General features: G+C 41.8%; 11 protein-coding genes. 7 read left to right on the forward strand and 4 right to left on the reverse strand.

Annotated features, from left to right (window positions below):
- Positions 1-116: 116 nt before the first annotated feature.
- Positions 117-833 (forward strand): 3-ketoacyl-ACP reductase, encoded by a 717-nt coding sequence (locus N693_RS0112980; RefSeq protein WP_025785267.1) that lies wholly within the window; start codon positions 117-119, stop codon positions 831-833.
- A 48-nt stretch (positions 834-881) separates the two neighbouring features.
- Here N693_RS0112980 and N693_RS0112985 read toward each other — a convergent pair whose 3' ends face one another.
- On the reverse strand, positions 882-1,742 hold the full coding sequence (locus tag N693_RS0112985; RefSeq protein ID WP_025785268.1) for a 5'-methylthioadenosine/S-adenosylhomocysteine nucleosidase: 861 nt from the start codon (positions 1,740-1,742) through the stop codon (positions 882-884).
- 593 nt (positions 1,743-2,335) lie between these two features.
- Between N693_RS0112985 and N693_RS19285 the strand changes: the two genes are divergently transcribed.
- From N693_RS19285 to yiaA, 5 genes are all read left to right on the forward strand, one after another.
- The gene (locus N693_RS19285; protein WP_037593297.1) at positions 2,336-3,433 is read left to right on the forward strand and encodes an acyltransferase; all 1,098 of its coding nucleotides are present in this window, start codon (positions 2,336-2,338) and stop codon (positions 3,431-3,433) included.
- A 127-nt stretch (positions 3,434-3,560) separates the two neighbouring features.
- A complete protein-coding gene (locus tag N693_RS0112995) occupies positions 3,561-4,019 on the forward strand; it encodes a hypothetical protein (RefSeq protein WP_025785269.1) in 459 nt (152 codons plus the stop codon).
- Positions 4,020-4,317: 298 nt separating this feature from the next.
- Positions 4,318-4,920 (forward strand): ABC transporter ATP-binding protein, encoded by a 603-nt coding sequence (locus N693_RS0113000; protein WP_025785270.1) that lies wholly within the window; start codon positions 4,318-4,320, stop codon positions 4,918-4,920.
- Between the two features lie 69 nt (positions 4,921-4,989).
- A complete protein-coding gene (locus N693_RS0113005; protein ID WP_025785271.1) occupies positions 4,990-5,442 on the forward strand; it encodes a DUF5342 family protein in 453 nt (150 codons plus the stop codon).
- 287 nt (positions 5,443-5,729) lie between these two features.
- The gene (gene yiaA, locus N693_RS0113010; RefSeq protein ID WP_025785272.1) at positions 5,730-6,200 is read left to right on the forward strand and encodes an inner membrane protein YiaA; all 471 of its coding nucleotides are present in this window, start codon (positions 5,730-5,732) and stop codon (positions 6,198-6,200) included.
- Between the two features lie 131 nt (positions 6,201-6,331).
- On the opposite strand, the gene yedF is transcribed toward yiaA, so the two are convergent.
- Positions 6,332-6,571, reverse strand: coding sequence for a sulfurtransferase-like selenium metabolism protein YedF (yedF, locus tag N693_RS0113015; RefSeq protein WP_025785273.1), 240 nt, complete (start codon positions 6,569-6,571; stop codon positions 6,332-6,334).
- Positions 6,561-7,769, reverse strand: a complete 1,209-nt coding sequence (yedE, locus tag N693_RS0113020) for a selenium metabolism membrane protein YedE/FdhT (protein ID WP_025785274.1) — start codon at positions 7,767-7,769, stop codon at positions 6,561-6,563. Before yedE ends, yedF begins: the two co-directional genes overlap by 11 nt.
- Before the next feature lie 458 nt (positions 7,770-8,227).
- Between yedE and N693_RS0113030 the strand changes: the two genes are divergently transcribed.
- Entirely contained in the window at positions 8,228-9,505 is a 1,278-nt protein-coding gene (locus tag N693_RS0113030; RefSeq protein ID WP_025785275.1) for a DUF5068 domain-containing protein, read from the forward strand.
- A 51-nt stretch (positions 9,506-9,556) separates the two neighbouring features.
- Here N693_RS0113030 and N693_RS0113035 read toward each other — a convergent pair whose 3' ends face one another.
- Positions 9,557-13,756, reverse strand: coding sequence for a S8 family serine peptidase (locus tag N693_RS0113035; protein WP_051508745.1), 4,200 nt, complete (start codon positions 13,754-13,756; stop codon positions 9,557-9,559).
- Positions 13,757-13,788: the final 32 nt, after the last annotated feature.

The raw sequence follows: 13,788 nt of genomic DNA on the forward strand, positions 1-13,788 counted from the left end.
AATCATTTGACACTAAAATGATGATGGTACTCAGACCAAGTTGTATTCTTAGTATGGAATCCCCTCATTTGCTATACTTTAACAAGTAAGAAATCCAGTTAAAAAGGAGCAAATCCATGCAACCCATTACAGGTAAGAATGCCATTATCACTGGTGCAGGTCGAGGAATCGGACGCGCTACCGCAATAGCATTTGCAAAAGAAGGTATCCACGTAGGGCTAATCGGAAAGACCGTAGCTAACTTAGAAAAAGTAGCCGACGAGTTACGTCAATATGGCGTGAATGTTGTGATTGCTTCAGCGGATGTATCCGATCAGGAATCCATAACAGCTGCCGTTCAACATATTAAATCTGAACTTGGACCGATTGATATCCTTGTGAATAACGCTGGAATCGGGAAGTTCGGCAAATTCATGGAACTGTCTCCTGAAGAATTTAAAAATATCATTGATGTCAATTTAATGGGCGTTTACTATACGACGAGAGCCGTTTTGCCTGATATGATTGAAAGGCAGTCCGGAGACATCATTAATATCTCATCCACTGCTGGTCAAAAAGGAGCTCCAGTTACAAGCGCATATAGCGCATCTAAGTTCGGAGTGCTTGGGCTTACTGAGTCACTTATGCTCGAAGTTCGTAAGCACAATATCCGTGTGAGTGCGCTCACACCAAGCACCGTCGCAACCGACTTGGCAATTGACGAAAAATTAACAGATGGCAACCCGGAAAAAGTAATGCAACCAGAAGATTTAGCAGATGTCATGGTTGCACAATTAAAACTACATCCGCGCGTGTTATTGAAATCCGCGGGACTCTGGTCTACGAATCCATAATTGACGTAAAAAAGGACCCATGACGGGTCCTTTTTTTCAACTAACCACTCACTTACTCATTGCCTTTACAATTTCAACTGCATATTCTGCTCCATACTGTCCTGCCGTCTCCAAGTCTTCAATATTCTCATCAGAGACTTCCGAATTCGAAACGGTACGTACCGACAAATACGGCACATTGAACCCGTTAGCAACTTGAGCGACGGAAGCGGCTTCCATTTCTTCAACACTCGTACCTGCATTTTCATGGAACCATTGAATCCGATCTATTTCTCGGTTCCAGAAATCTGCACTACCGACTTTCCCTTCCACTACTTCACCGTATTTGTACTGATCCGCTACACTTAACGCAATCTTTACTAGCTCAGGATCGCTTTCAAAGGATTCGTATTCGACCTCTTCTCCATCTTCTCTCATCCCTGTCGACATGAAAAGCCATTCATCAGGTTTCATACCCTGCTCGTCATCTAAATGTTCCGTTCGCATATTCCCAATATTCATCACTTCAGTCCCAATCACCGTATCAAATACATGAAGGTCTGGATCATGTCCACCCGCCGTTCCCTGGTTGATAATGGCCTTCGGATTATATTTCTCGATTAATACGGTTGTCGAAGCCGCGGCATGCACCATACCGACTTCCGTTCTTGAGACAACGACGGGCGTATCGGCAATCTTACCGATGTAGAATGTGTAGTTTCCATGTTGCTCCTCTTTGTAGTCTTTCATTTCATCGAGAAGGGCGGAAATTTCTACATCCATCGCACCTTGGACTGCGATTGGCTGCACTTCGTTCTGTTCGTCTTCTTTCTTAACCTTTGTCTCCCCTGTTGCGGTGGAGCAGCCCGCCAGAACCAGTGCACAAATAAACGTTGCAGCAAAAACTTTCAATTTCATAAGATTACTCATAATAAAATAGCCTCCGTCACCTTTTATACGAACGTTTAAATAATAATATGTATTATAGTTCGTGTTTGTAGATTACATTACAACATATCGGAGTGCAACCATATTCGATATATTGTAATGTTTTCGGTTATTTTTTCCTATCTTAATATAAAGAAATACTGCAGACTTAATTCTTCTGAGGGGTTTTTCGTTCCTGCTACTTTCATCACAAACTACTTGAGTCGCCTTTCTTTTGCTCAAAGAATCTCGTAGCATTAGGAACTATAGAAATATCCATTTAGGTAAACGGAGCAAATGAGAAATGAAATTCATGTCCAAGAACGCATTTGTTTACGTAGTTCTTTGAATCATCATTTACTTCGCAGTGATTCGCCTTAAACATCTGGGCACCATACATTAGACTGGTTGATTGTTCTCCTACTTTTATTGAGCATGAGTTTAGTATATTTATTACTACGGCGAACGGGTGCCAATAGGCTGTATGCCTAAAGTAGCTGTCATTTCTGCAACTTGGATTTTTTTGTACTTCGATCTATTTTTACGGTATACTGACAGTTGATTCATACTATAAGCCGGTAAAGGAATGATTTTCGATGAAAAAAGAAATCGCTTCCATCTACTATGTGCGATTTTTTGCAATGCTATTTGTTGTGCTTGTACATACTACAGCTCAATACCGGCACCTGTTTCCAGCCCCTTCAATTCAGAACACATTTTATTTTTTTCTGAATAATATTGTTCGTGTTGAGGGCGGAATGTTCGTCATGATTATGGGAATTGTGTTTTTCTATATGTATCGGGATCGTCCTTTTACTAAGGATGTGCTTTTCTCCTATTGGAAAAAACGTGTGACATATATTCTCATTCCCTATATTGTTTGGTCACTCATTTACGAAGTGGAAATGTGGTATTACCAGGATCGTCCACTTGTTTTGTCGGACATCCTTCACCGACTTTTGTTTGGGGAAAGTAAATACCAGCTTTATTTCATATTCATTGTTGTGCAGTTTTATTTAGTATTCCCCTTACTGATGATGCTGGTCCGTAAATTCTCTTTTTTCCGGAAGTACTTATGGCTCTTTGGGATTCTCGCAGAATACGCTTATTTCCAGTTTTCCATTCATACGCACTACGTAACGGTACCTCTTATGTTCAGCTTTATTGGTTCGTATATGCTAGGTGCCTGGATAGGGGTCCATTACGAGACAATTATTGAAAAGATGACGAAAAAGAAGATGGTGATTGCCGGGATCAGTGGTCTTCTTTTCGGATTAACCTACGTGTTCATCCGATATCGCAATACGTATTTTGACCGATTGCCAATTGATGATGACTATTACAAAATGATTGGGATTTTGTTTAAAGTGATCGGTAGCTTGTTCTTCTTCTACTTTGCAGAGTATTTAGTGCGTTGGTCGAGTCAAAAGTCCGTTCATCGAATGCGCAGCATTGCGTACTATTCATTCGGCTTCTACCTAATGCATCCACTCGTTTTGTTCCAAGTGATGAAGTACTTGCCGACACGTGGAACACCACTATCATTTCATATCACAATCTTTTTGCAATATACGATTACGGTCGTCCTATGTTATCTCATCATCTGGTTTTTCCATCGTTTCGTACCTTTTGCAAGCTTCATATTCGGGAAATTGCCGAAGAATGCAAAGTTGTTCTGGCAGATTAAAGAATAGCGATGAAAGCATAGCAACTCAACTCCTGTGAAGTTTTACTCTTCACAGGTTTTTTTGAGGCCGAACGCGAGTCTTCAGTTTTCTTTTTACACAGAATTGATTATCATAAACAAGGGAGGCGATGAAAATGAAAAAAGCATTCATTTTACTAGTAGCAGGTTTAATGCTCGCTGCATGCACGAATGGGGACAAATCTGATAGCACTTCAGATACTGATAAAAAACCAGCTGCTTCGGAATCACAGGAACAAGCGGAGTCTAAAACAGCAGAAGATCCGGTTGGGTTAGAAGAAGGATTGAAAGCGGATTCTACTGAAGTCGAGTACGGAGATATTGCAAAGGGAGACATTCCGGCTAACACGAAAGTCACTTTCAACGGGACTGTTTTTGCCGTTGAAGATGGTCGATTCGGATTGAAGAAAGATGTTACCGATTCAAAGGAAGATGTCCTATGGGTGGACGACATCCGCTTAGGTGAACGTACAGAAATTCCTAAAGGTACCAAGGTAACTGTTTATGGTAGCTATACGGATACGGATGAGCAAAATATTCCTATTATGAAAGCTGTATTCATGGACGTAAACTAATACAACTAATCCCTTCCCCCTACTGTTAAGACAGAGGGGCTTTTTTTCTAATATACCTACATTTGTGTTCAAAAATAGTATCCTAAACAAGTTTTAAGATATAAGGTTCTCATGCATAGTAAAACTTTGTCTACATTATTTACCTGATCCCTTAATCGCGTACAAAGGGGCCAGCCATTTTCTGGGCAATCACCTACTGGATGTGTATATAGATCACGGGGTCCTTTATCAACCGATCTCCGCGCACAGCAGCAACCGGATGCGAGGATTGTTGACGGTGGTATGGTGAGGTGTTTCCATGCTTGAAGTCGAAGGAGTCAGTTATCGCCACACAAGACATCCATGGTTGTTTAAAAACTTATCCTTGAAGATCTCGGCTGGTGAGATTGTAGGTCTTTATGGAAAAAGTGGTTCTGGGAAGACCACATTGGCTCAAATCATGGCGGGTTACTTAAAGCCTAAAGAGGGTATAGTGAAAGTGAATAGGAGAAAAGTGAAATCTACAGGTCCATATTCTGTACAGTTAGTCTGGCAACCCCCTGAAAAAGCAATTAATCCAAGACGGAGGATGAAAAAGGTACTTGCTGAAGCAGGAGCGGTTGATCCAAGAATTTTAGACGCTTTAGGAATCGCCCCTTCTTGGATGACACGCTATCCAAGTGAACTATCAGGGGGTAAATTGCAGCGTTTTTGTGTTGCTCGCGCTCTTGGACCCAATACAGAGGATTTGATTGCCGATGAGATGACAACCATGCTGAACGCAATCACCCAAGCACAAATCTGGCACACCACTCTTCAACTAGCTGAGAAACGTTCTGTTGGCGTGCTTGTGATTCGCCATGATAATCAGTTATTGGATAGAATCTGTGACCGTGTAATCGATTTCAATCAGTCGCACTAAAGTTTTCAGTTATTTATACTTCATCTTAAGGAAAAAGAGAAATTATCCATTTTTAGGAGGGATTAAGTAATGGTCGATGATTTTGAAGTAGAAACGATTTATGATAATCGCATTTATGAAAGAAACCAATTCAGTTTTACTCTCGACGGCAAGGAATACAAAGGTGATTACCATGAAGGTGAAATCCAGTGGCTTAATCCACATCCTAAGCAAGACTTAGAAGAAGAACAGTTAATGTGGGTTGAATCCAAGATTCTCAAACTGTTAGATGAGAACGGAGTAGATCCAGGTGAGGAAGAATTTGATGAATTTGAAGTGACGCCCATGTTTGATCAGCAAGTCCACGAAGCCCATCAATTCAAACTATTGATCCATGGTGAGGAATACAAAGGGGTGGTACGTCAGGGCAAGCTGGAATGGTTCCACCCTAAACCACGGCGCAAGCTGAACAACGACAAGGTCGAAAAGATCGAGGAACAAGTGCAACAGAAAGTGAAATCTCATTTGGATGAAACTAATTAGGACAAGACAAAAAAGATTAGTGATGAAGCCTTAACCGGCTTTTTTCACTGATCTTTTTTATTTGTATTCACTTAAAGTTCAAATTGATTGTTTGTCGCAAGTACCTCCTTACTACCCTTTAGCTCTTCTCCTCTCATAAATCCAATCGGAATCATATTGGGCCTATCTCACATATACTGCATCATGTGCAAAAGCATCCTTTTCAAACGAATTAACGTAATGGTTCAGAAAAGGTTGTTATGGAGCACGTTTAGATACGATGTTGAAAAGAGGAGGAGAAACGTTCAATGACGAATGATCCAAAAGATTTCTTTGATAAAGAAACAAGTAACGGACCCAAGCTGAAACTAGAACGAAAAGACGGGGAACCTACTCCAGCATTTAAAGGTGCTTCCTGGGTAGCGCTCGTTATTGGAATCAGCGCGTATCTTGTAGGGCTGTTTAACGCTACGATGGAACTGAATGAAAAAGGATACTACTTTGCTATTTTGATATTCGGACTTTACGCAGCAGTTTCCCTACAAAAAGCTGTGCGCGATAAAGATGAGGATATCCCTGTCACTAACATTTACTACGGTCTCAGTTGGTTCGCCCTCATTGTAGCGATTTCGCTCATGGCAATCGGTCTATACAATGCTGGCAGTATCATTCTGAGTGAAAAAGGCTTCTACGGGATGGCTTTTGTTTTGAGTATCTTTGCTGCCATCACGGTTCAGAAAAACGTGAGGGATACACAGAAAGCTAGAGAGAATAATTAAGTAGCGCAACCTGTTTTACCCATCAAAAAAGCTGGCACCCAAAGTCAAATAGTGACTTTAAGTGACAGCTTTTCTTCATGTGTAGTTTAACTCACTCAAGACATTTCTTCTAAATAGATCATTTTTTCATATCACGCATAAATATAAAAAAGAAATTCTTGACCGTTTTTAATAGGATCTTGTGCAAAGGTGTACCCATGGGCGATTGCTTCTTCCGGGACATTGCGGAAAGAACCTGGGCAATCTGTGATGACTTGTAACAATTCTCCCTGGTTCATGCCCTCTAGTGCCTCAAGTGTGTAAATGACAGGGTAGGGACAAGATTCCCCACGTAAATCGAGTGTGAAATCAGCTTCTTTGTTAGCTTGCATGTTGGTTCACTCCTCTCTTCATTGCCAACTGGCGATGATAGCGTTTTTCTCGATAAACCGTTAATGCATATAGTACGCCTAACATTGCGAGTGTCGCAAGAATGGCACCGACTGGACCAAAAGAGTCCATCAGATTTATTTTTGTTCCACTTTCGACGAGTACATCATAAACACCTAGATGATCCCATGCGTAAGCAAGGAACGTTGCACCGATGATGTTGCCCGCAAATACCGGCAAGAAAAGAACTTGTCCTTCCATGAGTCGGTACATCATTCCGGTTTCACAACCAGAAGCCATGACAATACCGAGACCGAACAATATGCCACCGACGAATGTGCTGAGCGCTGCAATTTGAGTGATTGGCGTTAAGTCATATACGGAGATAATAATAACCGTTATTACAGAACTGACAGCCATCCCGATAATGATTGCTTTCGCCATGACACTGCGCCCAACCAGGAACAGATCACGGAATGCTGAAGTGAAGCAGATTTGACCGCGTTCAATGAGAATACCGAATGCGAGGCCGAATAGTGCACCTAACCCGAGTAGCTTTTGTCCAGTTGCAAAGAAGTAGACTGTCAAACCTATGTAGACAATTGCGATCGCGGCTCCCACATAAGGCTGGATGATGCGCTTTTTGACTTTGGATGGTTTTGCAGCACCACGCGTTAACGTCGGCTTACCTTTCCACCAGCGCATTTTCGTCAACTTCGCCCCAAAGAACGTTCCAATCCCCGTTGCAACAATGAAAATCCAAGAGTGAAATGAGAACTGAGGAACTCCTGTGAAAAACGCAGCCAAGTTACAGCCCAGTGCCAACCGTGCTCCAAATCCCGCAATGATTCCACCGACAAGCCCTTGGACATATCGACGTTTCTGTTGTGGAAAACGAATTTTGAAATTATTACTCAATAACACCATCATCAAGGCTCCGATAAACATTCCCCAGACAATCCAACCATCTGGGCGACTCCAAGTCGTTCCTTTCAGGTGTACCATGTCATAATATTCCCAGCCGGAAATATCCACCCCGAACAATTTCAGGAGATCTCCCCCCAGACGAGTGAATTCACCAGTGACAGCCCAAACTGTCGAAGTCAAGCCAAAGTATAATGCGCTAAGAATCCCTGCAATCAGCAATACGACATAAGGATTCCAATAGCGTTGAAAAACAGGTTGAATAAAATTTTTCATATAGTGTTTCTCCTCCAATAAAGTACTTTTCTATTTTAGACCTTATTGGAGAGAAAGCAAGTTAAGAAATATGTACGCTTCAGGAGGTTTTGTAGGTCTCCAGTGCATCATGCTCACCGTCGCCACGTTCCAGGAAGGTGCCAACAATGCCACCCCCCCGCCAAATCACATTAAACAGCGCATTGGCAGGGATTTTCTTTTCTCTATTTAAGTGTGATAAAAGGCTGGTGTCCATCCGAGGGCTTCTATCTTTTTAGTATGACTTAATGAATACCAGCTACCCCTTCTGAACGAATAATTGCTATATTTTCATTTTATTTACCGTTATATCCAGGACTTTCCACATAAAATTTAGTGAAAGGAAACACTTAAGGTTCATCTTTTAAATAGTCCGTTATTCTATTGTTCTAACTGGTACAATTATTTAGATAACTATGTTTACAAAGGAGAGCAACGAAATGAAGATGAAGAAATTGATAGTCAGCACCACATTGGTGGCGATTCTTGTACTTAGCGCTTGCGGAAAAACGGAAGATAAGGAAGAGGAAGCATCGGCTGCTAAACCACCTAAAAGTGAAGAAACCCAGAAAAAAGTTGAGACGAATGCGAGCGAACCCACAACTGAGATAGAAGAAGACGATGCAGAAACTGCAGAAGAAACAGAGAGTGCAGAAAGCGAGTCCTCTGAAAACATAAATCCCTATATGGAAGAAGAGACAGGCGGGGACATAGAAATTGTTTACACGAATACCGAACCAGAGTTGACACATGCGTATTCGGACAAAGTGACAATCTCCATCGAGGAATACCAGATTGCTCATGTGACAAATATGAATGAATCGGCTAAACACAATTTTGAAGATCAAGACGAAGGATATGTCATCACGTACAAACTTGGCTTCGAAAACAAATTGGATGAAGATGTGTTTTTCAACGCGAGTACAATGATGCTTTCTGATGACGGTACCGAAAACTTATATATGCGAATTGGACTTGTCGATCGAGAGGATTGGCTAAAAGGCGATAAAGACAATGCTGGACGCCAATTCGGACCTGGCAAATTTACTGGAATGCAATCCTACACGATGACGAAGGACCAGTACCAGCTTTTGACAGCCCCGACATACACCATTGACATTCCGATGTTAGAAGATGATTTTAATAAGCGAATCGGCAAAGACGCAATTTTTAAAGTTCCATTCAACGCAGATGGGGCAGAGAAAGCAACGAAGAGCTCCGCACTCTATGCCGATAAAATGGTAACAGACACGATTGCGGATAAGGAACTGTTTTTCGCAAAGGAAGATGTCAACGAAACTCAAAAGATCGATGAAGTATCAATTACCCTAGAAGGTGTCCAATATGCTGACGTCAAGCCAACAACTGCACACGCTGAGCGCTTCCGCAACTTTGGTGACGGCCCACTTGTTGCGGTAACGGTCAAGTTCCAAGTGAAGAATGACAGCAGCGTAGCGATTTCAAAGTCTATGATGGAAAGTCGGTTGCTGTTAGATCAGAACCGAGGCACAATGCTATCACAAGGAATGTTGGAACCTACGCTCTACGGTGATATGCAACCTGGTGAATCGGAAGAAATTCTGACTGTCTTCCTTTTCCGTAAAGACGAATTCTCCCTATTGAAAGAACTGGAATTGCAATTCGGTCCATTAACAGACAGCAACGCTAAAAAATTATTTAAAGAGAAATCTATCACGTTCGACCTACCAATGAAATAAGAAAAAGCGACATCCGAAAGGTTTAGGCCTTCTGGATGTCGCTTTTCACTTTTACTTCTTCGGTTCTAGACCTAACGCCTTTAAGAAATCATTTAATCCTTTTGATCCGAGTTTTTCAAGCGGCTTCTTGTTTTTAGCGTCGTCGCCGACTTTCAAGAAATTCTTCTCAATGTAACGAATATCTGTTTCATCTACAACTCCATTTTGATTAATGTCTGTACTTGGGTGATTTTTACCGTATTGCGCAACGACACGCATGACATCGTGAATATCAATAACGCCGTCATTATTCACATCTCCAGCAGGGGCTGGGACAGCATCCACCCAAAATTCCTCTCCGACAAATTCACCATTGTACTCGACTCCAGGACGAATTGTCCTTTGTTTGTTCAAGTGACCTGGCACTTCAAAGTAAACAGTATATTGTTTGTCCGAAACTGGCATATCGTAGAAGTAATATTCTCCGTATTCATCTACTTTTGTATGATAGACTTTTCCACTTTCAGATTTCGCATATACTTTTGCACCCATTTTGTCGTAATCTTGTATGTCTAAAAATCCATCCTGAGTAAATGCTTCTGGTGTGATGAATCCAGATAGAATCGAATGCTTCGGTACAACTTCAAATGGATCTTCAAGAAATACAGGTAAATCTTGTAGTTCTGTTTCACCATGTTTCTTATATTTGAAGTCATCGACACCTAATGCTCCTGCACCTTCATAATACGCATCACTGATCATTGTAAACGTCACGTCAATGAATGGGCTGTCTCCAGTGTACCCGTTGAAATCTGCGTCAGATTGAAGTGTAGCTCCAACGTGAAGCATGTTAAACCAATCTCCCTCATCAATCTTAGGTTCATCCACCTGAACTTCAATACTCTTTTCATCTGCAAACTTCTTAAATTCATCATTTAACGACAGACTTTCAAACTTAAAGATCTCGTGATCATACTCCACACCAAATGTACCTGATAGTAAATTTTCTACTTGTGATAAATTCAGAGTCATCGTAAATTGATCATCGAGATACAACTTCTCTTTGTCGTATGTTTGCAACGCATATGGCGTGCCTTTTTTGACGACCGTATATCTCGTAAAACTTCTTGTATCCGCATTGGATGCTAAATCTACAGGTACTAAGTCAATCTCCACGGGACCAGCTTCAACTTCCTCCGGTAATACTCCAAAGCTCATTGAGCCATCTGGTGCTACCCCAAGTGCATTTGGAAACGAGTTATTTTGATAAACAGTGACGATGTTTCCAGATTGGTCGTATTTCAATCCTTTTCCGTTCAACAGGTCAATCGTCGAATCATAAATATTCGTATGCACCCAAAACGCATTGAGACCAAATTCGTTTGTAAACATCGATTCATCGACTTCAATAATCCCTGGATTGTGATTTAGGGACGTCATTTCAGGAGGCGTGTTGTCTACCACTACAACTTGTTCCATTGAGTATTCGGCACCATCTTTATCCGTACCAATTAGTTCGTAGAGATAATCTCCTTCAGGTAAGCGGACCCAATCAGTGCCAATCGGATTCTTGGAATCTCCTGTGAATGGAAGAATGTTACCCATGAAACCTTTGGATGCAAAATAATTCACGTCCGGCCTCAAGTCGTTAAACGTACCAACTATTCCTAGCGGCTTGTTTGTTTTAGAGTCTTTGATAACCAAGTCAACCGTTTCCATTGGACTTTTTAAGTTCAATTTTAAACCCATAAATGGAAGCAAGAACGGATGATACTTCCACACGTTCGGAACGGCTGGACGATCGAATTCCATGGAAGCGAATCCTTTGCTGGAGATACGAAGTGCAAACGGAATTTGATGGGTTGCACCGTCACCATCTGAAATTCGAAGATACCCTTCATACGTCCCGAATGCTGCTTTTTCAGAAGCACTAATTTCCGCTTCAAATTCCACCACTTTACCGCCATCTACTGTCACCTGCTCTGGCACGTTAAGCACAACGCCATTGGCAGCAGCATCTGGACGTTTATCGTTTGCTTGTAAGAAGTCCACTTCAATCGAATAAGACTTCTCCGTGTTCGCACGGTTCTCTAATTTTATTTTTTTAGTATTCTTAATCGCTTCCCCTTCAGTAATATAGTAACTACCGAATCGAAGAGAACCTGTTTCGTGTTCCAGTGTAATCGGATCTTCATCATCTACCATGCTGATTTGATCGAGCACAGTTACAGCTGTGTCAGCATACACGGCATCGTACACATTGATACGTCCTGCTCCCACTTCGTAGACCGAATAATCCTCTTTCATATCTACCGAACTGTTCATCAATGCAGCCTTGACTTCAAAAGGCGTGTAATCTGGATGATGTTGCAAGATAAGTGCTGCAGCTCCTGCCACGTGTGGGGCTGCCATTGAAGTTCCTTGGATTCTTGCATAAGCATTCTCATAGCTATTGTTAATGGGATCATTTACATACGCTGGGTATGTAGAGAAAATAGATACCCCTGGTGCAACAAGATCCGGCTTAATATCATAACTACTTGCGACAGGTCCTCTTGAGCTGAACGCTGCCAAATAATCTCCTTCAGATTTGATGTTGCTCAGTTCTCCAAATGTAAAACTACCATTCTTCTTAGCGGAGTCTACCAATTTCAAACCATCTTCATTAGATACACGGAAAGAAGGTAGAAATGACGTGTTTTCGCCAACGTAATAAGGAATCTGACCTTCAGAATCGTTGAAAACGATTACCGCTTTAGCACCTGCCTTCTTTGCATTCATTAGCTTTTCATCAAACGATCGCTGACCTCTTTGAATCAATGCAATTTTCCCCGTTACGTCTTTTCCTTCAAATTCATTTTCTCCACCAAAACCTACGTAAACTAGCGGGTACGATTGACCTTTAAATTCCTCAATCTTATCGGAAAAGTCTTTTGCCAATAACCTCACGTCACTAAACGATGATTCTTCCGTCGATGCAGCATACGTTGGCGAAATTTGTGCCACATCACTTGCTCCAACAGAAATCGGGAGTGCTGCAGTTCCTGGTGCTCCCACTGTTTGTGCATTAGGTCCAGCATTCCCTGCTGCAACCACAGTAACAACACCTGATAGCATCGCGTTATTTACAGCAATTGAAACCGGGGATAATGGATCGTTCACTGCAGTCCCTAGAGAGAGGTTGATGACGTCCATTCCATCGCGGACTGATTTGTCGATTCCGCCCATTACCCCAATCATGTCACCCATTCCGTATGGTCCTAAGACACGATATCCATATAACTCGATCCCCGGTGCGACACCTTTAACGGCATAGTCTACGTCGTTTTCTTGTTGTCCTGCAACTGTCCCAGAAACGTGTGTGCCGTGGGAGGTATAGTAGCTGCTTTGATAAGGATCAAATTCAGGTTGTCCTGATTTCAACCAATCTTTATACGTTGTTTCCATCGGATCCGCATCATCTTCTACAAAATCCCATCCTTTTACACTTTCCGGGTCGATTGTAGCTGGATCCTTCCCCTCAGAAGACTCATATCCATTGTAGGCATTCTCTAAGTCTGGGTGATTATAATCGATTCCTGTATCGATGACACCGACTTTGATGCCTTCACCAGTGATCCCATCCGCGTGCAGTCGATCTACACCAATCTGAGGGATGCTATCGATCATTTTAGGTTCGATTTTTTCTTCTTTAATTTTCGGTAGATCTACCTTAACTTCTTCGTTTTTCCACACTCTCTTCACTAATCCCGTCTTCAGCACTTCCTTTATTGCTGTTCCAGGCATCGTAACGGCCACTCCATTGAACGCATCACGATATTCTCTCGTGATTTCGACACTGTTTCCTTCAACAGAATGGGAGCCTAATTTGTTATAAGGTTGAATTTCCAAACTTTTAATCGCTTTTTTAAATTCGTTGTGGGATGCCTCCACTTTGTTCTTTGCATCCTTTAAAGAGATAGCGCTCCGTTTTTCCTGAAGCTGACTTTTAGCCACTGCTACCTTTGCAGGGTCTTGTTTAAATTCTATAATGAGTTCTACTGGTGCTTCGCTTTTTTGATTAATGGCCGGATGAACCGTAAATCCGACTTCTTTTTCAAGTTCTTGAATCGCTGCACGTTGTTCTTTAGTTAGTTTGTTCAAAATTCCCCTTGCATCATTTGTGTTCTGTTTCGCTTGGATCGGAAGTGCATGTGTCCCTACTAATGAAGCTGTAACTAAAAATGTGGACATAGCCACTGTCATAAAGCGCTTCGTCATTCGTTTGTTCATCATCTTCTTCCTTTCTGATCTCAGAGTTTACG

Origin of the sequence: Sporosarcina sp. D27, assembly GCF_000586555.1 — a bacterium.
Taxonomy (GTDB): Bacteria; Bacillota; Bacilli; order Bacillales_A; family Planococcaceae; genus Sporosarcina.